15 protein-coding genes and 1 pseudogene are annotated in these 23,850 nt (G+C 73.7%); 7 read left to right on the top strand and 9 right to left on the bottom strand.

Annotated features, from left to right (window positions below; all coding sequences use genetic code 11):
- Nucleotide 1: 1 nt before the first annotated feature.
- The 5 genes from F4556_RS30085 to F4556_RS30065 all read left to right on the top strand — a co-directional run bounded on the left by F4556_RS30085 (nt 2) and on the right by F4556_RS30065 (nt 8,106).
- Complete coding sequence (locus tag F4556_RS30085; protein ID WP_184921640.1) at nt 2–1,102, top strand: ATP-binding protein; 1,101 nt, start codon at nt 2–4, stop codon at nt 1,100–1,102.
- On the top strand, nt 1,099–3,372 hold the full coding sequence (locus F4556_RS30080) for a DUF5682 family protein (RefSeq protein WP_184921638.1): 2,274 nt from the start codon (nt 1,099–1,101) through the stop codon (nt 3,370–3,372). The genes F4556_RS30085 and F4556_RS30080 overlap by 4 nt, the downstream gene beginning before the upstream one ends.
- On the top strand, nt 3,369–4,529 hold the full coding sequence (locus F4556_RS30075) for a VWA domain-containing protein (protein WP_184921636.1): 1,161 nt from the start codon (nt 3,369–3,371) through the stop codon (nt 4,527–4,529). Before F4556_RS30080 ends, F4556_RS30075 begins: the two co-directional genes overlap by 4 nt.
- On the top strand, nt 4,526–6,490 hold the full coding sequence (locus F4556_RS30070) for a YehQ family protein (RefSeq protein WP_184921634.1): 1,965 nt from the start codon (nt 4,526–4,528) through the stop codon (nt 6,488–6,490). Before F4556_RS30075 ends, F4556_RS30070 begins: the two co-directional genes overlap by 4 nt.
- Nucleotides 6,491–6,585: 95 nt before the next feature.
- A complete protein-coding gene (locus F4556_RS30065) occupies nt 6,586–8,106 on the top strand; it encodes a CehA/McbA family metallohydrolase (RefSeq protein ID WP_184921632.1) in 1,521 nt (506 codons plus the stop codon).
- A 15-nt stretch (nt 8,107–8,121) separates the two neighbouring features.
- On the opposite strand, the gene F4556_RS30060 is transcribed toward F4556_RS30065, so the two are convergent.
- The 4 genes from F4556_RS30060 to F4556_RS30045 are packed head-to-tail and all read right to left on the bottom strand — an operon-like array spanning nt 8,122 to nt 16,774.
- Nucleotides 8,122–9,420, bottom strand: coding sequence for an SUKH-4 family immunity protein (locus F4556_RS30060; protein WP_184921630.1), 1,299 nt, complete (start codon nt 9,418–9,420; stop codon nt 8,122–8,124).
- 54 nt (nt 9,421–9,474) lie between these two features.
- Nucleotides 9,475–11,295: an ATP-binding protein gene (locus tag F4556_RS30055; RefSeq protein WP_184921628.1), complete on the bottom strand. Its 1,821-nt coding sequence runs from the start codon at nt 11,293–11,295 to the stop codon at nt 9,475–9,477.
- Between the two features lie 48 nt (nt 11,296–11,343).
- The gene (locus F4556_RS30050) at nt 11,344–13,491 is read right to left on the bottom strand and encodes an SUKH-4 family immunity protein (protein ID WP_184921626.1); all 2,148 of its coding nucleotides are present in this window, start codon (nt 13,489–13,491) and stop codon (nt 11,344–11,346) included.
- A gap of 37 nt (nt 13,492–13,528) precedes the next feature.
- Nucleotides 13,529–16,774 carry a toxin glutamine deamidase domain-containing protein gene (locus F4556_RS30045; protein ID WP_184921624.1) on the bottom strand — a complete coding sequence of 1,082 codons (3,246 nt, stop codon included), beginning with the start codon at nt 16,772–16,774 and terminating at the stop codon, nt 13,529–13,531.
- Nucleotides 16,775–17,177: 403 nt separating this feature from the next.
- On the opposite strand from F4556_RS30045, the gene F4556_RS30040 reads away from it, so the two are divergent.
- Entirely contained in the window at nt 17,178–17,600 is a 423-nt protein-coding gene (locus tag F4556_RS30040) for a hypothetical protein (RefSeq protein WP_184921622.1), read from the top strand.
- A gap of 332 nt (nt 17,601–17,932) precedes the next feature.
- On the opposite strand, the pseudogene F4556_RS39870 reads toward F4556_RS30040, so the two are convergent.
- The 4 genes and pseudogenes from F4556_RS39870 to F4556_RS30020 all read right to left on the bottom strand — a co-directional run.
- Nucleotides 17,933–18,232 (bottom strand): annotated as a pseudogene (locus tag F4556_RS39870) (WXG100-like domain-containing protein); the annotation flags it as partial.
- A 179-nt stretch (nt 18,233–18,411) separates the two neighbouring features.
- Complete coding sequence (locus F4556_RS30030) at nt 18,412–18,795, bottom strand: WXG100 family type VII secretion target (RefSeq protein WP_184921618.1); 384 nt, start codon at nt 18,793–18,795, stop codon at nt 18,412–18,414.
- Nucleotides 18,796–19,142: 347 nt separating this feature from the next.
- Nucleotides 19,143–19,784, bottom strand: coding sequence for a hypothetical protein (locus F4556_RS30025; protein WP_184921616.1), 642 nt, complete (start codon nt 19,782–19,784; stop codon nt 19,143–19,145).
- A gap of 430 nt (nt 19,785–20,214) precedes the next feature.
- Complete coding sequence (locus tag F4556_RS30020; protein ID WP_246511121.1) at nt 20,215–21,486, bottom strand: glycosyltransferase family 39 protein; 1,272 nt, start codon at nt 21,484–21,486, stop codon at nt 20,215–20,217.
- Between the two features lie 181 nt (nt 21,487–21,667).
- Here F4556_RS30020 and F4556_RS30015 point away from each other — a divergent pair, with 181 nt between their 5' ends.
- Nucleotides 21,668–22,648, top strand: coding sequence for a glycosyltransferase family 2 protein (locus tag F4556_RS30015; protein WP_184921611.1), 981 nt, complete (start codon nt 21,668–21,670; stop codon nt 22,646–22,648).
- Between the two features lie 2 nt (nt 22,649–22,650).
- Here F4556_RS30015 and F4556_RS30010 read toward each other — a convergent pair whose 3' ends face one another.
- On the bottom strand, nt 22,651–23,838 hold the full coding sequence (locus F4556_RS30010; RefSeq protein ID WP_184921609.1) for an ROK family transcriptional regulator: 1,188 nt from the start codon (nt 23,836–23,838) through the stop codon (nt 22,651–22,653).
- Nucleotides 23,839–23,850: the final 12 nt, after the last annotated feature.

Raw genomic sequence — 23,850 nt, 5'->3', positions numbered from 1 at the left:
CATGACCACTCCCCCGCCGGACCGGATCCAGCGCCCGCCCGCCGAGGTCCGGTACGCCGAGGAGCTCGCCACCCTCCGGGCGGACGACCGCGACCCCCGGCCGCCGGGCTGGCAGCTCAGCCTGCGGGCCGCCCGACGGTTCGTCATCGGTGACGAACCGTCAGGGATCAGCCGCAAGTTCGTCGGGGACACCGGCCTGGTCGACCGCGCGCTGGTCACCCTCGCCACCGACCGGGGGCTGATGCTGGTCGGCGAGCCTGGCACCGCCAAGTCCCTGCTCTCCGAGCTGATCGCGGCGGCGGTCAGCGGCTCCTCCACCCTGACCGTCCAAGGCGGGGCGGCGACCACCGAGGACCAGATCAAGTACTCCTGGAACTACGCGCTGCTGGTCTCCGAGGGGCCGTCCACCCGCTCGCTGGTGCCCGCGCCGATGCTGCGCGGCATGGCCGAGGGCCGGATCGTCCGGTTCGAGGAGATCACCCGCTGCCCGCTAGAGGTGCAGGACTCGCTGCTCTCGCTGCTCTCCGAACGAGTGCTGGCGGTCCCGGAGTTGGACGGCGCCGACGGCATGGTCTTCGCCCGCCAGGGCTTCAACGTGATCGCCACCGCGAACACCAGGGACCGGGGGGTGAACGAGATGAGCGCGGCCCTCAAGCGCCGCTTCAACTTCGAGACGGTCTTCCCGATCGCCGACCTGGACACCGAACTCGCCCTGGTGGAGGCCGAGTCGGCAGCCCTGCTGCGCCGCTCGGGCGTCGAACTGCCGCCGGACCGCGATGTCCTGGAGGTGCTGGTCACCACCTTCCGCGAGCTGCGCTCCGGTACCACCCGGGACGGCGCCTCGATGGACCGGCTGTCCGCCGTGATGAGCACGGCGGAGGCCGTCTCGGTCGCGCACGCGATGGGCGTCCGCGCCTGGTTCCTGCGCGGCGAGCCGGGCGACGCCCGCAACCTGGTCTCCTGCCTGGCGGGCACCGCCGCCAAGGACAGCCCCGAGGACCTGGCCCGGCTCCGCCGCTACCTGGAGCAGCGGGTGTCCCGCCGTCGCGGCCCGCACTGGCAGGCGCTGCACGACGCCCGCCATCTGCTGGCCGGCCGATGACAGCGGTCTTCCTGGGGGTGCGTCACCACTCCCCCGCCTGTGCGCGGTTGGTCGCGCACACGATCGAGGAGCTGCGCCCCGCGTACGTCCTGGTGGAGGGCCCGGCGGACATGAACGACCGGCTGGACGAGCTGCTGCTCGGCCACCGGCTGCCGATCGCCGTGTTCAGCCACCACCGGGACGACCGGCGGGCCGCCACCTCCTGGACGCCGCTGTGCGAGTACTCCCCCGAGTGGGTCGCGCTGACGGCGGGTCGGGCGGCCGGCGCCGAGCTGCGGTTCATCGACCTGCCCGCCTGGCACCCGGCCTTCGAGGAGCGCGCCAACCGGTACGCCGACGCCGAGGCCCGGTACGCCGAGGCGACCGGGCGGCTGTGCGAGCGGTTCGCCGTCAACTCGGTGGACGCCCTCTGGGACGAGCTGTTCGAGGCGCAGCCGGCCGACCTCGCCGAGCGGCTGGACACCTACTTCGACCTGGTCCGGGGCGACACCGAGGCCACGCCCGGCGACCGGGCCAGGGAGGAGTACATGGCCGCCTGGGTCCGGGCCGCGCTGGCCGAGGCGGGCGGGCGGCCCGTCCTGGTGGTGACCGGCGGCTTCCACCGTCCCGCGCTGCGGACCCTGGCGGCCTCGGACGGGCCCGCCGGCTGGCCGACCGTCCCTGCCCCGCCCGAGGGCTCGGTCGGCGGCAGCTTCCTGGTGCCGTACTCCTTCCGGCAGTTGGACGCGTTCGTCGGCTACCAGTCCGGGATGCCCTCGCCCGGCTACTACCAGCAGGTCTGGGAGCACGGTCAACGGGCCGCCGCCGACGGCCTGTTCCGCTCGGTGGCCGAGCGCCTGCGGGCCCGCCGGCACCCGGTCTCCACGGCCGACCTGATCGCCGCCCGTGGGCTGACTGCCGGGCTGGCCACCTTGCGCGGGCACGCCGCGCCGTCCCGGCTGGACGTGCTGGACGGCCTGGCGGGCACCCTGGTGAACGACGACCTCGACCAGCCGCTGCCGTGGGCCCGCCGGGGCCCGCTCACCCCGGGCACCCACCCCGTGGTGGTGGAGCTGGTGCGGGCCGGCAGTGGCGACCGGGTCGGTACCCTGCACCCCGACACCCCGCTGCCGCCGCTGGTCCACGACGTCGCCGCCCGGCTGGCCGGGCTCGGCCTGGCCGAAGGCCGGCCGCTCACCCTGCACCTCACCGACCCCGCCGACCTGGAGCGCTCCCGCGTGCTGCACCGGCTCCGGGTACTGGACGTACCCGGCCTGGTCAGGACCGAGGGCCCCGCGCACGGCGCCGACCCGGTCCTCACCGAACGCTGGGAGCCCGGACCGGCCGCGGGCCGGGAGGCGGCGCTGATCGAGGCGGGCGGGTACGGCGCGAGCCTGCCGGAGGCCGCGACCGCCGCCCTCGCCCTGCGGCTGGGCGCCGACGGCCCCGGGCCCGCCGGCCTGCTCTTCGACGCCGTGCTGTGCGGGGCCACCGGCCTCGCCGAACAGGTGGTCGCGGCACTCGCCGCCGGGATCCGCTCGGAGCGCGAACTCGGGCCGCTCGGCGAGACCTTGGGCGCCGCTCTGGGCCTGTGGCGGCACGACCGGGTGTACGGGGTCGCCCGCAGCCCGCTGCTCGCCGAGGTGATCGACGGCGCGGTCGGCCGGGTGCTCTGGCTGGCCGAGGGCCTGCACGGCCCGGCCGGGCCGCAGCCCGACCGGCTGCGCGCCCTGGCCGGGGTGCGGGACGCGCTGCTGCACGCCGAGGAGTTGCTCACCGTCAGCCGGGAGACGGCGGGCCTGATCTGTCGCCGGATCAGCGAGGACGAGCGGGCGCCGGACGACCTGCGCGGCGCCGCCTTCGGCCTGCGCTGCGCGCTGGGCGAGGCCGCCGACCGGGCCGCCGCCGTGCGCGCGGCGGGTGCCCCGGAGCGGTTGGGCGACTGGCTGGGCGGCCTGTTCGTGCTGGCCCGGGGCGAGTTGACCGCACCGGGGGCCACGTCGGGGGACGATGCGGACGTGCTGCTCCCCGTCCTGGACGGTCTGGTCACCGCCATGACCGACGGCGAGTTCCTGACCGCGCTGCCCTCGCTGCGCCAGGCCTTCGCCTGGTTCCCGCCGCGCGAGCGCGAGCGGGTCGCCCGCAGCCTGATCGAGCGGCGCGGGCTGCGCGGCTCCGCCCGTTCCCTGCTCCGTACCACCGCCGACCCGCTGCTGATCGCACGGGCCCAGCACCTGGAGGACGCCGTGCGGCACCGGATCGACCGGCACGGCCTGGGGGCCGCCCGATGACCCCGCCCGACGCCGTCCCCGGCGCCGCGCCCGACGCCGGCCTGGAGCGCTGGCGGCTGATCCTCGGCGCACCGGCCGAGCGGCACACCGGCCCGCTCGGCGCCGAGGCCGGCGCCCGCGACGCGGCGCTGGAGTGGCTGTACGGCCGGGACGAGGAGCAGCTGCGGCGCGGCGTGCGCCGGGGCACCGGCACCCGCGAGGGCGGTGACGGGCCGTCAGCGGTCACCGCCGTGGACTGGCTGGACGACGTCCACCGGCTCTTCCCCAAGGAGACCGTCGAGCGCCTGGAGCGGGACGCGGTCGAACGCTACGAGATCCACGAGATCGTCACCGACCCGACCGTGCTGGAGCGGGTCGAGCCCAACCCGACCCTGCTGCGCGCGGTGCTGCGCACCCGGCACCTGATGAACCCCGAGGTGCTCGGCCTGGCCCGGCGGATCGTCGAGGCCGTGGTGCGGCAGCTGATGGCGCGGCTCTCACCCGAGGTCCGCCGGTCCTTCACCGGCAGCCGGTCCGCCCGCCCCAGCCGGGTGCCGCTCGCCCGGGACTTCGACTTCCGGGCCACCGTGCGGGCGAACCTGAAGCACTATCAGCCCGCCGAGCGACGCCTGCTGATCGAGCAGCCGCACTTCCACTCCCGGACCAGCCGCCACCTGGAGCAGTGGCAACTCGTGCTGCTGGTGGACCAGTCGGGGTCGATGGTCGACTCGGTCATCCACTCGGCGGTCACCGCCGCCTGCCTGTGGGGCCTGCCGGGGCTGCGGACCCACCTGGTCGCCTTCGACACCAGCGTGGTGGACCTGACCGCCGACGTCACCGACCCGGTCGAGCTGCTGATGCGGGTCCAACTGGGCGGCGGGACGGACATCGCCCGGGCGGTCGACTACGGCGCCGGTCTCGTCGACCGACCGCGCCGCGCCATCGTCGTACTGATCAGCGACTTCTACGAGGGCGGCGACCCGCACCGCCTGGTGCGGACCGTACGCGCCCTGGTCGAGCAGGGCACCACCGTGCTCGCGCTGGCCGCCCTGGACGAACAGGCGGACCCGGTCTACGACCGGGAGCTGGCCCAGCAACTGGCGGACGTCGGCGCCCACGTGGGCGCCATGACGCCGGGTCAGCTGGCCGCCTTCGTCGCCGAACGGCTCGGCCGATGAACCGGACCGACCTGCTCGCGCTGGACCTCGACACGCTCGCCGCGCTGACCAACCGGGGCCTGGTCAAGCGCGCCGCCCGCGAACTGGACGCGGGCCAGGGCCCGACGCTCTCGGTCGGTGCCGACGGGACGCTGCGCGGCCGCTTCCCCGACGGCACCGAGACGGTGCTGCCGCCGGGGACGGGCCCGGCCGACGGCGGCTGCGGCTGCGGCGCGGCCGGAGCCTGCCGCCACCTGGTCGGCCTGATCCTCGCCCACCAGCGCGAGACCGCCACCGAGGGCGCAGTCGACACCCCCACCGACTGGTCCCCCGGCACCGCCGACGACCACGCCTTGGCCGCCGCGGTCGGCCAGCGCGCGCTGGCCGAGGCCCGGCGCACCCTCGACCGGGGCTACCCCGTCCGCCTGTACCGGGCCACCCCCGCCGAGCCGGTCCCCCGCGCCGAACTCCCCACCTGCACCGTCCGGTTCCCCGTCCCGGGCGAGCTCGGCTACGCCCTCACCGAGGCCGCGGCCGCCCGCCGGGGCGAGGCGGTGGCGCTGGCCGTCTGGGCGTTCCGCGCGGCGGACGAGCGCGGACTGACCGACCCGTACGTGGAGTTGGACATCGGCGGCCGCCCCTCGGCCACCGGTCCGGCCGGGCTCGGCCCGGCGCTGGAGCTCGCGGACGACCTGCTCCTGGAGGGAGTGGCCCACGCGGGCCCGGTGTTCGTCGGTGCGCTGCGCCGCTGCGCCGAGGACCTCGCGGCGGACGGCCTGCACTGGCCGGCCGGTACCGTCGCCGAGTTGGCCGCCCAGGTGGACGACCACGCCGGGCGGGGTGCCCGGTACCGGCCGGAACGCCACGCCCTGCTGCTCGCCGAACTGCACGCCAGGCACCGCGCCGCCGGTACCGACGCCACCGCCGCCGCCCGGGTGCTCGGCACCCACGAGTCGGGCGAGACGCCGCTGCGCCGGATCCGGCTGGTCGCCCTGGGCTGCCGGATCGGCGGGACCGAGCGGGAGCGGGTCGCCGAGGTGTTCTTCGCGTCCGCCGACGCCGGGACGGTGCTGGTCCTGCGGCGTCAGTGGGAGCTGACCGAGGGTCAGCAGCTCGACGGTCCCGAGCTGGCGCGCCGTCGGCTGCTCGGAAGTACGCTCGGCGCGCTCGCGAGCGCCAACCTGGTCAGCGAGAACGCCACCCGTACGGCGAGCCGGGCGGTCACCGTCGCCCGGGGCCGGGTCGGCGCGAACAGCGTGACCCCGGTCGGCACCTCCTGGACCGAGCTCGCCGAGCCGGTGCTGATCCGGGACTTCGCGGCCCACGCCGCCCGGCTCGACCGGCTGCCGCCCCGGCTGATCAGGCCCCGGGTCGAGGCCGAGGACGTGCACCTGGTCGAGGTCGCCGGGGTCGAGGAGCTCGGCTACGACCCGGCCGAACAGCTGCTCCACGCCACCGTCCTGGACCGGAACGGCGTCCGGGCCACCGTCAGTGCCGCTCACAACCCCTTCGCGCCCGGCGCCCTGGACGCGCTGGCCCGGGCACTGCGCGGCGAGGTCCGCCGGATCGCCGCGACGGTACGGCGTTCCGGCGGCGGGCTGCTGCTCGACCCGATCGCGGTCCTGACCGCCGACGGGGTGACCGTGCCCGATCTCTCCCCCGGCCCGGGCAGCACCGCGTTCGGAGCTTCCCTGGACCGGCCGGCCGATCCGATCCTGGACGCGCTGGAGGAGGGTCTGGCCACCCTGGCCGAGCTCGCCCACCACGGGCTCCGGCACCTGGACCAGTTCCTGCTCGGCCGCCTGACCGAGGCCGCCACCCGGCTGGACCGGATCGGGCTCCGGCACGGGGCCGCCCTGCTGCGCGACGTCCTGACCACCCATCAGAACCTGGGCAGCACAGCGGCCTTGGCCACCTGGATGGACGCCCAGCTGTTCCTGACGATCAGCGCCGAGCTGCACGCCGAAGGCACCACGGGCTGACCGCCGATCGCCGCCCTGCCGTGGGCCCCCGCTCACCCGAGGTTCACCCGCCCGGGTAGGAGACCGGGCCGACGGGGTCTACGGAGAGGTGGCTGATGGACGGCATCGGACGGCGGGACGTGCTGCGGGCGGGCGCGGTGGCCGGGGTGGCACTCGGCGCGGCGACGGGGACTGCGCACGCGGCGGAGGCCGAGCGGACGGTGGTGCTGACCGGGCGGCTGGAGACCGGCGCGGCCGACTTCGTCCACCTTCCGCTCGACGTCCCCTCCGGGGTACGGGAGTTGGCGGTCAGGTACGAGTACGACCGGCCGCCGGTCCCGGCCGGGACGCCGGGGAACTCGTGTGACATCGGCATCTTCGACGAGCGCGGCACCGAGCTCGGCGGCCCCGGCTTCCGGGGCTGGTCGGGCGGCTTCCGGACCGAGTTCGCGATCAGCCGGGAGGCGGCGACGCCCGGCTACCTGCCGGGCCCGGTCCGGCCGGGGCGCTGGCACGTGGTGCTGGGGCCCTACCAGGTGGCGCCGCAGGGCCTGGCGTACCGAGTGGAGGTGACGTTCCGGTTCGGCGAACCGGGGCCGGCGTTCGTACCGGCGTACCCGGCCGAGCGGGCGCGCGGGCGCGGCCGGGCCTGGTATCGGGGCGACTGCCACCTGCACACCGTGCACTCGGACGGCCGCCGGCTGCCGGCCGAGGTCGCGGCGGGCGCCCGGGCGGCGGGCCTGGACTTCATCGTCTCGACCGAGCACAACACCTCCTCCGCGCACGCCGTCTGGGGTCCGCTGGCCGGCCCCGACCTGCTGGTGATCCCGGGCGAGGAGGTGACCACCCGGAACGGTCACTGGCTGGCACTCGGCGTCCGGCCAGGACAGTGGATCGACTGGCGGTACCGGGCCAGGGACGAGGCGCACCAGCGGTTCACCCGTCAGGTCCGCGCCCACGGCGGTCTGGTGGTGCCCGCGCATCCGTACTGCCCGTACGTCGCCTGCCAGTGGAAGTTCGGCTACGAGGAGGCCGACGCGGTGGAGGTGTGGAACGGTCCCTGGACGTACGACGACGAGTCCGCCCTCGACACCTGGGACGGCCGACTGGCCGAAGCGGTCCGGCACGGCCGCCGCTGGCTGCCAGCGATCGGCAACAGCGACGCGCACAGCAGCCCGCAGCCGATCGGCGCCCCGCACACCGTGGTGCTGGCCGAGGACCTGACCCGGGATCACATCCTGGCCGGCCTGCGCGCCGGGCGCAGCTGGATCGCCGGCTCCCCCACCGTCCGGCTGGAGCTCACCGCCACCGGCCACGGGCAACAGGCCGGGATCGGCGAGCGGCTCACCGTCCCCGCCGACGCCCCCGTGGACATCCGGCTGACCGTGGCCGGGGTGCCGAACGGGACCGTCCGCCTGCTCACCGACGAGGGCCAGCTCCGCCAGGAGTCCCTGCCCGCCTCCGGCGAAGCCACCGTCAGCTGGCGGACCACCGCCTCGCTGGCCGCCTACGTCCGGGCCGAAGTCCGACACCCCAAGCCCGACGGCACCCCGGGCAAGGGCAACAGCATGGGCCCCGACCTCCCCTGGGGGCCGATGGCCGCGCTCACCAACCCGGTCTTCCTGGACCGCAGTTGAGGCTGGGACAAGGGGTCAGAGCAGCCCGTCCCAGAGCTGCTCGACGATGACGGCCCACCAGTTCTCCGGGTCCTCGAAGACCGTGCCGTCCAGGGCCGCGAGCTCGCGCTGCAGCGCCTCGACCACCGTGGCCGCCTCCTGCGGGGCCAGGCCGCGCAGGGTCGGCCGCCGCTCGGCCAACAGCGCCAGGCAGCGGAGGTAGGCGGAGAGGTCGGCGTTCAAGTACCGGCCGCTGCCGTTGTCCGGGTCGACGGCCCAGAGCCGGCCCACCCCGAGGCCCGTACCGGTGCCGCCGTCGCCGCACTGCACCGCGATCAGCGCGTGGCCGTCGGTGCCCAGCAGCACGTACTCGCCGAGCACCGCCCGGGTCCGCTCGGGGACCCGGGTGCCCCGGCCGGTGGCGGCGAGGTGCTCGGCCACGTCCGGCAGGCCGGGGAGCAGCTCGAAGAAGCCCCCCACCCGGGTCGGCAGTCCGGCCCAGACCAGGGTGCCCCGGGCCGCCTCGGGCAGCGGGCGGGCGGCGGTGTCGTCGGCGTCGAAGCGGTGCATGCCGTCGGCGCCGAACTGCTCGGCCAGCCGACGGCCGAGCGCGGCGTCCCGCTCGGGCTCGGCGGCGGGGACCGCGCGCGGGAACGGCACCCGGTTGGGCCGCGGCGGCACCGGGCGGCCCGCGGCCCGGAACGTGTTCTCGGTCGCCTCGGTCAGCGCGCGCACGGCGGCGGCCCGGCGGTCGTAGCGGGGGCTGTAGTCGTGCCCGTAGGAGAAGGACGCCACCGGCAGCTCGGCCAGCAGCACGGCCGCGCAGTAACCGCCGGGCAGTTCGCACGGCCGCAGGTCGGTGTAGACGGCCAGCACGTCCTCCGGCCGTACGCCCTGCTGCTGGAGGTGGCGCCAGGCCCGCACCTCGGGGTGACCCTCACCCGGCGCGGACATCTGGAACAGGTTCTGCTCCTCGCCCTGCGCGTCCCGGTAGGTCAGCACGGCCGTCGCACCGGGCCCGACCACCGGCGGACGCGCCGGGTCGTACGAACCGGCGCCGAGCTTGTCGCGGTAGAGCTGCACGACCTCCTCGACCGGCACCGACGGCCAGTGGGTCAGCTCACCGGTCTCCCGGTCCACCACCGCGCACGCGCTGCCGATCTCGGTGGGGGCCTGCCGCTCACCGACCGGACGCTCCTCGACGGCGGGCTGCTCGGGCCACAGCACCCAGCCGAGGTCGAACTCGTGCACGCCGATCCGGTGCCACTGCTCCTCGGGCTTGGCACCGTTGATCCACTGGTGGGCCGCCTCGATCGCCTGCTCACGGGTCGTCACGCGGTCGTTCTCCTTCTGCGCCGTTCGGAATGGTCAAAGGTAGTGGACGGGCGGTCAGGCAGGAGCGGGGGTCAGCCGCAGCACGCTCACCCCGGCCGCGTCCGCCAGCAGCACCAGGCCGTCCGGGGTCACGTCCGCCCCGCCGAGCGGCCCGCCGGAGAGGAACAGCGCCACCGGCGCGCCCACCGTGCCGTCCGCGGTCCGGGCCCAGACCCGGAGGTAGTCGCCACCGCTGCTGATCCCGAAGGGCGCGGCGGCCCGCTGCTCATCGGTGGGACGTGCCAGTCGATCCGGGTCGGCACCGTCGGGCGTACCGGTGAGCGCGTCGTAGGCGGTCAACTCCGGTTCGGCGCCCGGCCGGTAGGCCACCAGCACGGAGCCGCCCTCGGCACCGGTCGCGGCGGTGACGGCCGTGACTCCCGGGAGCGGGCGGGCCCAGAGCGTCTGCCACGGCAGGCCGAGACCGAACTCCGGTGCGGGCAGACCGTCCTGGCGGGCGCCGTGCTCCAGCAGTGCCGCCCGCAGCTCCGGACCCAGCTCCTGCCGGGTGAACAGCGGCGCCAGGCGCAGCCAGGTACGTGCCAGCGGCGGCAGCTCGACGCCACCGGCGGCCAGGTGCTCAACAGCGGCGCGCAGCCTGACCTGCTCGGCGTGCAGCAGGAAGCCCGGGTCGGCCAGCAGGCCGGGCAGCAGCCCGCCTTCCAGCGCGTGGCCGGTCAGCTGCTCCCGGACGTACGGTGCCGCGTCCTCCCACTGGTCCGAAGTGTCGTTGCCGACGGTGGCGAGCAGCGCCGTGGCGATCCGCCGCTGGACCTCGCGGGTGGCGCCGCCGAAGCGTTCGCGGAGCTCGTCGGCGATGGCCGGGTGCGCGATCCGGACGGCGGGCGGCCGGCCCTCGGCCGCCACCAGCTCGAAGAAGGGCAGCAGCAGGTTCTGGCCGGCCACCAGGGCGGACCTGAGGTCCTTGCCCGCGACGGCCGAGGCGACCGGGGCCCACAGGTCGAGCGGCAGCGGCTCACCCGGCCCGGCCAGCGCGAGCGGGGCGAGCAGGCGACGGAGGGTCAGTTCGTCGGTGCCGCAGCGTTCGGCGTGCAGGTCGAGGGCGTCGCCGACGCTGCGGGGCAGCGAGACCGGCCCGTCCGGCACGGCCCGGGCCGACCAGGCGGCCAGCCGCACCACCAGCGGGCTACCCGCCGCCTGGGCCAGCTGCCGGGCCCCGTCGGGTCGGTCGAGGACGTGCTCGGCCTGACGGAGCAACGCCTCCTCGTCCCGCCACGGGTCCTGGTCGAGGTCGATCACCAGCAGGTGCTGGTCCGGTATCTCCTTGGCCAACCGGTCCGCGTCGGCCCGGGGGACGTCCGCGAGCAGCCGCACCCCCGGAGCGAGCGCGAGCGGCAGCAGCACCTCGGCGGCGACCCGGGCAGGTTCGCCCAGCCCGGGCAGAACACCCGCCCGGTCGCTGTCCGCCACCACGACGGCCTCCGGCTGCTCGGCCGATCCGATCCCGGCCAGCCGCTCGGGCACCTCCTCGGCACGGTCGGCCCCGGGCGCGAAGTGGTCCGCCACCAACCAGCGGAGCTGAGTCGCCGTCAGTCCCGTGGCGCCGAACACCGGAGGCGCGGGCAGCTCGGCCGGCGGCACGGTCTCCGGATCGAGCCGGGCGATGTCGATCTGCTCGCGGTGGCCGGGCTCACAGAGCATCAGGAAGCCCGCCAGCAGCCGGGACCGGCCGCTGCCGCCGTCGCCGGTGATCAGCACCGTGCGGGGCGCGCCGTCGGCACCGGCCCGCCACGCCGAAAGGGCACGCAGCGCTGTGGCCCGGCCGCCGAGGTGCGGGTGGGGCTGGTGGGCTGCGGTGGTGCTGGAGTCGGTCACGGCTGATCTCTCCGGTGCGGCGGCTGGTGGGCGGAAACGGTTCTGGGGTCAGCCCCAGTTGTCGGTCTCGAGGACGTACTGCCAGCAGTCCGAGGCAGCGGCTGCCCGGTCCACCCCGTCCAGGTGAAGCTGAAGTTCGGCCAGCACGTCGTCGCGGTCCGGACCGCCGGTCCCGTGCACCTGCAGGTACTGCTTCTGCAGCGCCACCATGGTGACGAAGGACTCCAGCGAACTTCCTGCCAGGGGCTCACGCGGATGCGCCCACTCCGACGAGTTCGGCGGAAGCATCCGCAGCACCCGGCCGTCGGCACCGTCCAGCACAAGCGGCGCCCCCATCCACTCACCGAGCAGATGGAACGGGCCGCTACCGGAAGGCTGTTCGGCGTCGGACGTGGACTCCCAAGCCCGAGGCGCGAGCCCCCCGACCGGCTCCAGCCAGAGACCGATCAGACCCTCCACCGCCGGCACACCGACAGACGTGAGCAGACGACGCGTCGGCCCGTGCGTGATCCCCGCCGGTACCTCGTCCTCCGCCCATCGGTGGACCCGCTCGGGCCCGAACGTCCGCTCCAGCAGGCCCCGCAGATCGGCCACCGTCGCCGGGTCGAACGGCCGGGGCAGCAAGCGGTGGCCGCTGATCAGCTGGACCAGTCGGTGGTCCGGCCCCTGACGGAGTCGGTCAAGGTCCAACCGGACGGCGTACGCGCCCTGACGGTCAGCGAGGACCAGCAGATCACCGACCGCACCCGCGTGGCCGGCGTCGGGGTGGTGGAAGACTCCGACCGGCCGGGCCTCGGCATCCCGGACGGTGGTGTAGCGCCATCTCGAACGGATGCTCAGGTCGGCGGCGTCGTCCGGAAGCTCGACCGGATCCGCTTCCGTGGCCCCCGTCGGCAGCGGCTCACCAGTGCCGGCGGCGCGGACGATGCTGACCCCGTCCTCGTCCACGGTCAGGACTGCGAGCTCACCCTGATACTCGGCGGCGGCCACGTACTCCAGGTCGCTGCGGTGCACCGGCTCCACCGGCCGGGTGAAGTCCCCGGCAGGCCGCCAGCGGGACCAGACGGTACGGAACGGCAGCGGCTCGGGGCAGGCCGCCGCAAGCTCCTCCGCACGCGCGAACTCCCCACGGGTGAAGGCGTCATGAGCCAGCCAGGCCACCCACTCTCCGTGCGGTGCGCCCGCCAGGCCGTAGCCGCTGACGAAGTGCAGTGCGGCCGCGTGCGTTCCGTTCGCGATGCCCTGACGGTAACCGGCCCGGAACCCTTCCAGCAGGGCATCCTGCGGCACCCGGGCCAGGGCACGGGCATCGGCGAGCAGCTCGTCGAACCGCCCGGCCGCCACAGCGTGGCCCGGCAGCGAGCGCAGGGCCCAGTCGTCGGCCGGCTCACCGGCCAGCAGGGCATCGGTCATCCGGGAGTGGAGTCCGGACGCGTCCGGCACACCGCCCCTGAGCTCCGCTGCCAGGCCAGGGTCGTCGAACCGGACGCTGCCGTCCTCCTCCTGTACCAGCCACGGCAGTTGAGCCGCCCATTCGGCCAGCCGGCTCTCCTCGAACGGCACTTCGGCGGCCCGACAGAGCGCGGCCCAGCCGGTGACCGGCACCCGACGGAGCTGGGACCAGGCCAGCGCCCGCAACGCGGCGAGAGCCTCGGCCGGGGCCTCCTCGGTCAACGCGCGCACCGGGTCCGCGCCAGGACCCGACGGCAGACTCAGAACGCTCTCCTCGTACTTCGACGACGAGGCATCGGGGAGCTCCGGCCCCTCGACCTGCTCGACCACCAACCGCAGCGGACCTTCGGTGGCGGGAATCCGCAGCGACGCCAGTACCGCCTGCAGCACCGCCGGTTCTCCTCCGGAGGTGAGCGAACCGGCCAGATCGGCGTTGGCGACCAGGAGGATCCGCGGCTCCCGCTCCTTGCGCAGCGCCAGGACCAGGTCGATCAGGTCGGCCTCCGGGCGGCGTTGCGCCAGCCCGGTTCGTTCGATCAGCTCCTGCACCACGGAGTCACTGCTGCGCCCGGCCGCGTCCACCAGGATCGCCGCCGGGAACTCCGCCGCGAGCGCGGCCAGCACCGCACTCTTGCCACTGCCCGCCGGACCACTCACGAACAGCCGACCGGGCCCGCCGTCCCGCAGCCGCTCGGTCGCCGCAGCGATCACCGCCCCGACTGCCGTCTCGTCCCGCCCCGTCATCCGGCCACTCCCTTGCACTCACCCATCGGACGCCGACTCAGCTTCCCGAGTTCATGCGCCGCTGCTCCGTGATCAGCCAAGCCCTGGTCACCTCGGCCACGTGGTTGCCGAAGTCCCGGTTCATCAGCTGCCTCGGTGTCATTGAGCCGGGCACACCCGTGCCTTCGACCTTGTCACCCTTACGGTAACCAGTGCCGTAGTGGATGGGCACATCCCCGTGCGACGTGGACAGGAAGCCCGAGCAGTTGGCGTGACCCGCGCCCCGGCCGCAGGGTTCGCGTTCGGTGTAGAGGCTCAGTACCTGGTACTGGTCCTTCGGGTCGGGGCGGGTGTTGTTCAGGTTGTCGTGCCAGGTCCCCAGATGGGTCTCCGAGTGCAACGGGGGGATGCCCGCGCGCTCGCTGCTCGGCGGCACCGAGCTCTCGACGATGTAGCTGATCTCCTTGGTCTTGGGGTCGTACACCTCCATCACGGCGTAGTTCTTGCCGGTGAGGTCCGGGCGGTGCACCGCCTGGTCGAGGGCGGCCTCGAAGCTCTTGGCCCCGAACGCGTCCTTGATGTCCTGCTTGATCTTCGCGGCATCCGGCGACTGCTTCAGGCCCGCGTCGGTCTTGGTCTTCTCGTGGTCGACGTGCCCGCGACTGTCCTGCTCGTCCTGCCCCTTCGCCGATCCGGGGTTGTTCGGGTCTGCGGAGTAGGGGTAGTCCCGCTGCTCCGGGCTCATCCCCGCTCCGTGCATCTCGTGGAACGAGTCGCTCATCCGGCCCATGGCAGCCACGGCGGCGCCCTGCTCACCCGGGGTCATGTCCTTGAAGCCGGGCAGTGCGTGCTCCAGATCGGACCGCCGGAAGGTCTGCCGGTCGTCGCCGGTGGTCCGGTCCAGCACATCACCGAGATGACCGCTGTTGGCCCAGTCCTTCAGCTGCTGGTGGACATGCTCCATGTCCACCCGGTGCACGTCGTTGGTCTCGCGCAGGTGCTTCTGGACCTCGTCGCCCGCGACCCCGTAGATCAGGTTGTCCGTCTGCTCCGCGGGCGGAAGCCGGTCGTGCTCGGTCCTGGCGGGGTCGTTGAGCGGGTGGTCCGGGTCGTTCTGGCTCTGGCCGTCGTGCTCGGAGTCGCTGTCGTTCGGCTTCTTCTTCTTGTTCGGGTGCTCGTCCGGCTCCGCGTCGCTGCCGTCCTCGGGATCGGGCTTGTGCTTGCCCGCCGGATCCTCGGGACGGCGTTCGGTGCCGTCGCCCGGGCGGTCCGGGGAGTTGCCGTCGGCAGGTATCGGGCGACGGTCAGGGTCGAGGGCGACGGCGAAGACGCCGTTGTCGCCGTTGTGGAGCGGCTTGTCGCTGCGCTGCCCGGTCTGGTTGTCGAGGTAGGTGATCTTGCCGTCGTGGTTGACCACGTTCCAGGCATGGGCGCGACCGTTGGCGTCCTGGGTGACGATGACGGCCTGCGAACCGTGGCCGGAGTCGCGGAGCTGGTCCTCGATCCGCTTGAACGCCTGGTCGCCGTCGCCCATGTCCCGGAACGGCGCGCCGAGTTGACGCTCCGCCCGGTCCCGGCCACCCTGCTCCCCGTCCGGGCCGGTGTCGTTGCGCGGCGCGGCCGCGGTCGGGTTGCCGCTGTACGTGTCGGCGGTGGAGAGCGCCACGTCCAGGCAGTTGTTGTCCCGGCCGGGCGCGCGGTGCCCGTCACCGTTGACCGCCCCGGGCCAGTCGCCGTTCGGGTCGGGGTGCCGCTGCGGGGTGCCGTCCGGATTCCTCGGGACCCGGCTCTCCAGGTCCTGCTGGTGCTGCGGATCGGTCCGCTCGAGACCACCGGGCGTGTCGTACGGGCGGCTCTCGGACAGCGGCGGCCGAGTCGAATCCGGCGTGTGGTCGGTGGGGCGGTCGGCGTCCTGACCGGTGGGGTCCAGGCGTGAGCCGATGTCGGGCTGGGTGTCGTCGGGGCGGGCCGCGTCGGGCCGACTGTCGTTCGAGTCGGTGGGGTCCAGGCGTGACGGGATGTCAGGCTTGGCACTGTCCGGCTGGGGCGTGTCGGGACGCGTGTTGTTCGAACCGGTCGGGTCGAGGCGCGAACCGACGTCAGGGCGGGTGGCGTCCGGACGCGCCGCATCGGGGCGGCCGTTGTTCGAACCGGTCGGGTCCAGCCGTGAGCCGAGGTCAGGGCGGGTGGTGTCCGGGCGCTTTGTGTCGGGACGGGCTGTGTTCGAGCCCGTCGGGTCCAGGCGCGAACCGAGATCCGGGCGGGTGGTGTCCGGGCGCGCCGCATCGGGGCGGCCGTTGTTCGAACCGGTCGGGTCCAGACGTGACGGGATGTCGGGCCGGGGGTTGGCGTACGTGTTACGGGGGTCGGGGCGGTTTGTCGCAGGGCCGCGGTCGGCGGCCGGGCGCGGAGTGAACGTGGGGCCGTCGTGGTCCGGGCGGCGCTGGGGCTGGACGGTGGGTCCGCCTGCCGTGGCCGGGGTGGACGGTGCGGTCGGCCGGTTGGCCCCGGGGGTGGTGGTCGGGTTCGAGGCCGTCGGGGCGCCCGTGTGCGGCACGCCGCCCGGTACGCCGCCCGGGGTGGCAGCGGCCGGGTTCGCCGGGGTGCCCGCGTCCGGTGTCGGCTGCGGGGTGGGGCGGTGGTCCGGGCCCGCCGACGGCGGCGCGGTGGCGGTGGCGCCCAGGCCGGCGGTGTTCAGGCGCGGGGTCGAGGTGCCGGAACCGTCCGAGGTGGTGGCACCGGCCGGATCCGCGAAGGCGGTCCGCGGGTCGACCCGGGACGGGCCGCTGTCGGGTGCGGCGTGGTCGGGCGCCGGGGTGTGTGCGGGAGTCCGGGCGTCCGGTGCCGCCGCAACCGGGCGGTCGGGCTGCGGGGCGGCGTCAGGGCGGGTCTGAGCCGGCCCGTCCCCGTGCCGAGGCGCGGGGATGTCGGCCGAGGCCGGGGGGTGACTGGGCGTCGCTTCGGTGGGACGGACCGGGCCGTAGCTGGGACGGCTGTCGTCACCGCGCGCGGGCGGCGTGCTCTCGGCGGGAGCGGGGCGGCTGCCCGGGTCGTGGTCGGGCGTACGGGCCGGGCCGGCGTTCTCGGAGGGGCCCGAGTGGGGACGGCTGTCACCGGTGTCCGGGGTACGCGACGGGCCATCAGATGCGGCCGGGCGGGTGCCCGGGTCGTGATCCGGTGTACGCGACGGGCCGTCAGCGGCCGCCGGACGGGTGCCAGGGTCGTGGTCGGGCGTACGCGCGGGGCCGCCGTTCTCGGACGGACCCGAGTGGGAACGGCTGTCACCGGCATCCGGAGTGTGCAACGGGCCGTCAGAGGCCGCCGGGCGGGTGCCCGGGTCGTGATCCGGTGTACGCGACGGGCCGTCAGCGGCCGCCGGACGGGTGCCAGGGTCGTGGTCGGGCGTACGCGCGGGGCCGCCGTTCTCGGACGGACCCGAGTGGGAACGGCTGTCACCGGCATCCGGAGTGTGCGACGGACCGTCAGAGGCCGCCGGACGACTGCCCGGGTCGTGGTCGGGCGTACGCGACGAGCCGGCGTTGTCCGGGGTGCCGCTGTTGGGGCGGGTGCTGGTGTCACCGTCCGGGGTACGGGAGGACTGCTGCGAGTCCGGACCCGAACGTCCCTCCGGGGACGGCGTGTTGGTGCGGCCACCGTCGTCGGAACGGTTCGGCGAGCTGTCCCCGGTATGCGGCCGCGTCGAACCGGTGTCCCCCGACGGGCTGCTGCTGTCGGTGCCCACCCGGGTGCCGAACGGGTCCAACGGCGCGTTGCTGCGCGACTCGCCGGACGAGGGCGTCTGCTGCGGCGTCGAACGCGGCGCCTCGTGCGAACCGGACGTGTCACGGCTCGGCGTACTGTCCGGCGACGTGCTCGACGACGACGGCATGCTGGAGGACGGGCTACTGCTCGAAGGACCGTGCGAGGACGGGCTGTTGCTGCCCGACGGGCTACTGCCCGACGACGGGCTACTGCCCGACGACGGACTGCTGCTGCTCGACGAGGGGCTGCTGTTACTGCTCGACGGCGAACTGTCGCTGCTGTTCGACGCATCCGAGCCGTGGTTGCTCCCCGAGGAGTCCGCGTTGTTGCCGTGCCCCGCCGCACTGTCCAACCCACCACGCGCGTGACCACCAGCCCGCGAACCCACCCCGTCCCGCAACGCCTCCGTGAAAGTCTGCCCCGAGTTCTTGACCGCGGTCACGAACTCCTCCGCGCCCGCCTTCCCCGTCCGCCCCAGGTCATACCCGTCCTGCGCACCGAAACCCTGATTCACCGTCTGCGCGATCAGATCACTGATCATCGCCTGAACCGCCGAAACCACCGGCTCCTTCAACGTCTCCAGGATCGCCTCCACCAAGGCGTCCCGAAGCTCCTTCAACAACCGACGAACAATCATCTTCGTCGCCTGCACCGCACCAGCCGCACCCAGCTCCGACAACCCCAGCGTGAACGGCGCAGCCGCCTGAGCAGCGATGATCTCCACCGCCAGCACCACCAACTGCGCAATCACCGCGATCTTGCACGCGATCACGATCATCGCCGCCGCATCGAACGCCGCCGCGATCAACCGCGACGCCGTCGCCGCATCCGCCAGATACCCGTCACTGCCCCCGGCCGAGAACTTCTCCCACGCCTTGCCGAACGCCTCGATCGAATCACCCGAGTTCGCCGAACGCACATTGTTCGCCGCACCCGCCGCCCGATAGTGCAACTCATCGACCGTGTCCGCGAAATCCCGCCACACCTGCGCGGACTCCATGAGCTTGTCCTCGTCAGCCTTCGGCCAATCGAAGCCGAGCATCTCCAGGACCCACTCAACACTGTCCGGCAACATCAGCGACACTTCGTCAAACCCCCAGTAATGACGAGCACTTCACGACAACACGAAGAAGAGACCCACCGAACAGACAGCCACAACACCCACGCCCGAACGGCGCGTCAGATCACCTGCGGCCGGTGCAACGCACCGATCCGACTTCCGACCGTCCCCTGCGAACCCTCCAGCGTCCGGAACGAACCGTCCGTCGTCGACTCGTTCGCCTCGTGGTTGGCCGCCATGCCCTCCAACTTGTGCCCGATCTCACCGATCCGGGTCCCCAAGGAGGCCATCGACTCCTTCATGCCGTCCCGCAGACCCTCGTAGACGACACCGAACTTCTCACCCAAGTCGTCGTCACCCCACGGCGGAGTGTCGCCCTTCTCCAGGGCCTCCAACTTCGCCGACAAGTCCTTCACCGCAGCCGAGAAATCCTCACCGACCGCCGCCATGCTCTTCCCCTCAGCCCGAAGACTGACCGGGTCCACCACGATCTGCTGCGACATCTCCGCCCCCTGCTGTGCCCTGGACTGTCCTGCTCGGCATCCCCGGCGCCAACTGAATGAGCAGCAACAGCATCGCTCATCAGATCATAAGACCTCACAGTTGGCTGTGCTCGTACCGTATCGACCTTGCAACAGCTCGGTGCACCGAGGATCGGACGGCGCCGACAGAGCGCCTGCTCGACCAGTGACGAACCGGCACAGCGTCAGCTCGCCACTCCACACCGGGACATGGCCGCCTGTACGCAACTCCCTGACGCTGTTTTTCACCGAGGTACGCGACGAGCAACGACCTGCGCGCGCTGGAGCCTGCCACCCCGGAGGCGTCCTCGCGGACCTGGCCCGGCCGTTCAGTCCCGGACGGAGAGCGGACCGCGCAGCTCGACGCGCAGGCGGATCGAGAGGTCGACCGGAAGTCCCAGCTGGGAGTATCGAATGTCCTCGGCCCTGCCTGCGATCAGGTCGAGATCGCGAAGCTGGCGACGGAGTTCCGCGAGCAGGTCCGGGACCAGCGCCGCCTCCAGGTCCGGAAGGGCCACACCGTCGTAGATGTGCGCCATGACCTGCTCAGGAGTGGGGGACTGCTCACGACGGTGAATGATCTCCACCGCGCGGCTGCTGGCCCAGACGGCGAACTCCGCGATCCCGTGCAGGTAGGTGTCCGCCGCGAGCAGCACAGTCGCGGCGGCGTCCTCGTTGGCGTCGTCAGGGCCGTCCTGGCCATCGTTGTGGCAGTACTCGCTGAGCATGTACTCGGCCACCCGCCGGTTGACGGCCTTGAAGGCCGTCGGGTCGCCCAACACGCCCTCCCAGACGGAGTTCAGCAGCGGCCGCAGGCTCAGAGTGAAGGGCGCCTGCTCCTTCTCCGGCAACGCCTCGTGCGTACTCAGCAGCCGCTCCGCAACGCCCGCCGCGAATACCTTGCGCTCACTGGACGACGCGGCTGCCAGCCGCTCCGCCACTGACTCCGAGAGGCCCTGCCACGTTTCCATCCGAACCACCCGAGCCGTCGAGAGACAGCGTGCTTCTGCCCGCCGAGGTGATCATCACAGCCACCACCGTCAAGGCGTCATCCGCACGCCGGGCCCTCCCACCGCTTGACGCTCAATCACGTGCGATGCCCGCTCAGGTCACGGGTGCGGGCATCGGTCCCGGCATCGGCCCCGGGATCGGGCGGGGGCCCGGCCGGGGCCACGGTGGCCGAGGGCCAGGACGCGGCGGCGCAGGCGGAACGGGGTCGGGTCCCGGGCCGGGCACCGGGCCCGGCAGTGGGCCGGGTCCGGGCCCCGGGCCCGGGGCGGGGGTCGGGCTGGGTGGCACGGGGTCGTTCGGCGAGGTCGTCATGACGGCACTCCCACTCGTGGGTCTCGCCGCGCGTCTGCCCCGCTCGCACCGGCTCACACCGGCTCACACCGGCCGGGCCTACGGGATGCCCAGCTCGAACAGCACGTACCCCGCGTACCACCCGCTCGCCACCGCCGTGACGCCGAACAGGACGCCCAGCGAGGGGAGCGAGAGCCGCCGCAGGGCGACCGCGATCGGCAGGAAGAGCGGGAAGCAGGGCAGCAGGTAGCGGGAGGTGTTGCCGAAGATCTGGGCGCTGCCGAGCACCAGCACGATCGTGATCAGGGTGAAGACCAGCAGGAAGACCGGCACCCGCAGGCGGATCAGCAGGAACAGCAGGACCGGCAGCAGCACCACCAGGACCAGCGCGATCATGTCCTCGGTCGGGTACGTGAAGGCGTACCCGCCCTGGCCGAGCAGGATGGTCCGCAGCACGTTGAAGGTGTGCTCGCCGTAGTCGAAGAAGTGCAGCCAGCCGCCCTTCTGGAGCTTGAAGTAGGCGCTCCAGTCGCCCATCCGCCAGTTCGCCCAGGCCAGGTAGCCGAAGATGCCGAGCGGGGCGATCAGGACGGCGGAGACCGGGCCGAGCCAGCCGTCCCGGCGACGGTAGAGGGCGATCAGGGCGGCCACGCCGAGGGCGGCGACCAGGGCGGCGGCGGTGGGGCGGTTGAGGCCGGCCATGAAGACGGTGATTCCGGCCGCCAGCCAGCGGCGTTCCAGGACGAACCAGCCGGCCCAGACGGCCAGGGCGACGAAGAGCGAGTCGGAGTAGACCGCCCACTCGACGCCGGAGCCGGGGAAGACGGCCCAGACGGCGGCGGCGATCAGGCCCGTCCGCCGGTCGAACAGTCTGCTGGTCAGGGCGTAGATCCCGGCCGCCGCGACGAACGAGGCGACCACCGAGACCAGCATGCCCGCGCCGTAGGAGCCGAGGCCGGTGACGGCGGAGACCAGCTTCATCAGGCCGGGGTAGAGCGGGAAGAAGGCGACCGAGTTCTGCTCGAACTCAAAGGGGGGCGGGCCGATCTTCACCAACCGGGGGTCGTAGCCGTTCTCGGCGACCTGCCGGTACCACCAGCCGTCCCAGCCGGCCAGCACGTCCCAGGGGCGCGCGCCGCCGCCGAACCGGGGGTTCTTGGTCAGGTACTCTCCGGACCAGGTGAGCAGCCACAGGAAGACGGTGAACCCGGTCAGTTTCAGCAGACCGAACACGGCCAGCGCCGGGCCGTACTCCTGGTAGACGCGGCCGAACCATGCCCGGAGCGACTCCTGCGGGCGCTCCGCCGGGCCCTTCGCGGAGTCCGGTTGCTCGTCCAGCTCGGCCGGCTCGGTGCCGGGGATCGCGGTCAAGGGTCCTGGTCTCCTGACTGGCTGTGCGGCCGGGCGCGTGGCGTCGTGAGGCGTCTTGAGGCATCGTGTCGGGCTGTCAAACTTTTCGGAAGCGTACGCCATGGGTCAGAGGTCCAGACCAGCCGGCGGCGGGCCTGTGTAGGATCCGACCACCTTTCGACCGACCCCAAGGGGGCACCCGATGAGTCCAGCGGCGGGCTCGGCCGTCACCCTCTCGGTGGTGGTGCCGATGTACAACGAGGAGGACGCCCTCCCGGCACTGGCCGCCCGGCTGCGGCCCGCGCTGGACGGGATCGGCGTGCCGTACGAGGTGGTCGCGGTCGACGACGGCAGCGCGGACAAGACCGCCGACCTGCTGACCGACCTGCAGACCGACTGGCCGCAGCTGCGGGTGGTCGGCCTGCGCCGCAACTACGGCCACCAGGCCGCGCTCACCGCCGGTCTGCACCGCGCGGTCGGCGCGTACGTCGCGAGCATCGACGCCGACCTCCAGGACCCGCCCGAGAAGATCGCCGAGATGCTGGCGCTGGCCCACCGGGACCGCCTCGACGTGGTGTACGGCATCCGCGAGGACCGCAGCTCGGACAGCGGATTCAAGCGCCGCACCGCCGGGGCCTACTACTGGCTGATGCGGAAGCTGACCGGCCCTCAGCTGCCCGCCCAGGCGGGGGACTTCCGGCTGCTCAGCCGGGCGGCGGTGGAGGCCGTGAAGGCGCTGCCGGACCAGCAGCAGGTGTACCGGCTGCTGGTGCCCTGGCTCGGCTTCCCCAGCGGGCAGGTGCGCTACACCCGGGAGGAGCGGGTGGCAGGCCGCACCAAGTACCCGGTCACCAAGATGGTGCGGCTCGCGCTGGACAGCATCACCGGCTTCTCGGCGGCCCCGCTGCGGATCGCCACCTGGCTCGGCCTGGTCAGCTTCCTGGTCTGCCTGGGCCTGCTGGCCTTCTCGGTGACCGCCTACCTGTTCGGCCACACCGTGCCCGGCTGGACCTCGCTCTTCGTCGGGATGCTGTTCATCGGCGCCGTCCAGCTGATCTGCGCCGGGCTGCTCGGCGAGTACATCGGCCGGATCTACACCGCCGTCCAGCACCGTCCGACCTACTACGTCGGCACCGACTCGGCGCTGGACACCGCCCGATCGGAAGGGCCCGAGCAGGGCTGACGTCAGGAAGCCGTCCGCCGCTCGAACACCTCGGGCCGGGCGGTGTCCAGCGCCGTCGCGACGGCGCCGAGCAGCACCGCCTCGTGGCCGAGCCGGCTCGGCACCAGCTTCGGCCGCAGCGGGGTGAGGCCGTGCAGGGCCCGCTCCACCGGCTCCAGCAGCAGGTCGGCGCTGCACCCGATGCCGCCGCCGAGCACGACCAGGTCCGGGTCGAGCACGGCCGAGACCAGCGCGACGGCGTACGCGAGCCGTTCGGCCTCGCCCTGCACCGCCTCGACAGCGGCGGGCACCCCGTCCCGGGCGGCCTGGAAGACCTGTTCCGCCGTCAGCGAGCCGGGCAGGCCGAGCTCCTGGGCCGAGCGCACCACCGCCTCGGCGCAGACGGTCTGCTCAAGATTGACCTGCTGCCCCGGTACCGGGAGCGAGCCGATCTCGCCGGCCGCGCCGTGCGCCCCGGCCACCAGTTCGCCGTCCTTGACCACGCCGACACCCAGGCCGGTGCCGACCAGCAGGTAGACGAAGACCCGCCCGCCCGCCCCGGCGCCGAAGGCGTACTCGCCGAGTGCGGCCAGGTTGGCGTCGTTGCCGACGGTGACGGCGGTGGCCAGGCCCTCGGCGATCCGGTCGAACAGTCCGGGCCGCCCCCAGCCCGGCAGGTTGCCCGCGTAGCGGACGCTGCGCCGCTCCTCGTCCCAGACGCCCGGCGTGCCGACCACGGCGTGCACGATCCGGTCCGCCGTCAACCCGGCCTCGGCGGTGGCCTCCTGGGCAGCTGCCACCACGGCGTCGGCCACCTCGTCCGCCGACCGGCCGTGGTTGGGTACGTCCCGACGGGCGATCAGTTCCCCCGTCAGGTCGGCGACCGCGACCCGGAGCCGGCCCCGGCCGATGTCCACGCCGAGCACGTGACCGGCCGTCGGGTCCGGCTCGTAGAGCACGGCGGTCCGGCCGCGTTCGGGGGCGAAGACGCCCGCCTCGCGGACCAGCCCGCCCTGTTCCAGGGTGGCCAGCGCCGCCGACACGGTGGGCTTGGACAGCCCGGTGTCCCGGGCCAGTTGGGCCCGGGAGGAGGGGCCGTCGGTGCGCAGCCGTTCCAGCAGCAGCCACTCGTTGTTGCTGCGCAGCCGTTGCCGGTTCCACGGCTGGGCGGCGCTCTGCCCGCCCGGTCCGACGGGCAGCTGGCGGCTCATGGCTTCCTCCGG

Source organism: Kitasatospora gansuensis (assembly GCF_014203705.1).
Lineage (GTDB): Bacteria > Actinomycetota > Actinomycetes > Streptomycetales > Streptomycetaceae > Kitasatospora > Kitasatospora gansuensis.
This window is presented reverse-complemented; position numbering and strand designations above follow the sequence as displayed.

Coding starts and splice junctions, on each gene's coding strand:
- F4556_RS30050 (WP_184921626.1), bottom strand. CDS start 13,491: ATGACGGGGCGGGACGAGACGGCAGTCGGGGCGGTGATCGCTGCGGCG.
- F4556_RS30070 (WP_184921634.1), top strand. CDS start 4,526: ATGAACCGGACCGACCTGCTCGCGCTGGACCTCGACACGCTCGCCGCG.
- F4556_RS30025 (WP_184921616.1), bottom strand. CDS start 19,784: ATGGAAACGTGGCAGGGCCTCTCGGAGTCAGTGGCGGAGCGGCTGGCA.
- F4556_RS30080 (WP_184921638.1), top strand. CDS start 1,099: ATGACAGCGGTCTTCCTGGGGGTGCGTCACCACTCCCCCGCCTGTGCG.
- F4556_RS30085 (WP_184921640.1), top strand. CDS start 2: ATGACCACTCCCCCGCCGGACCGGATCCAGCGCCCGCCCGCCGAGGTC.
- F4556_RS30030 (WP_184921618.1), bottom strand. CDS start 18,795: ATGTCGCAGCAGATCGTGGTGGACCCGGTCAGTCTTCGGGCTGAGGGG.
- F4556_RS30010 (WP_184921609.1), bottom strand. CDS start 23,838: ATGAGCCGCCAGCTGCCCGTCGGACCGGGCGGGCAGAGCGCCGCCCAG.
- F4556_RS30065 (WP_184921632.1), top strand. CDS start 6,586: ATGGACGGCATCGGACGGCGGGACGTGCTGCGGGCGGGCGCGGTGGCC.
- F4556_RS30015 (WP_184921611.1), top strand. CDS start 21,668: ATGAGTCCAGCGGCGGGCTCGGCCGTCACCCTCTCGGTGGTGGTGCCG.
- F4556_RS30075 (WP_184921636.1), top strand. CDS start 3,369: ATGACCCCGCCCGACGCCGTCCCCGGCGCCGCGCCCGACGCCGGCCTG.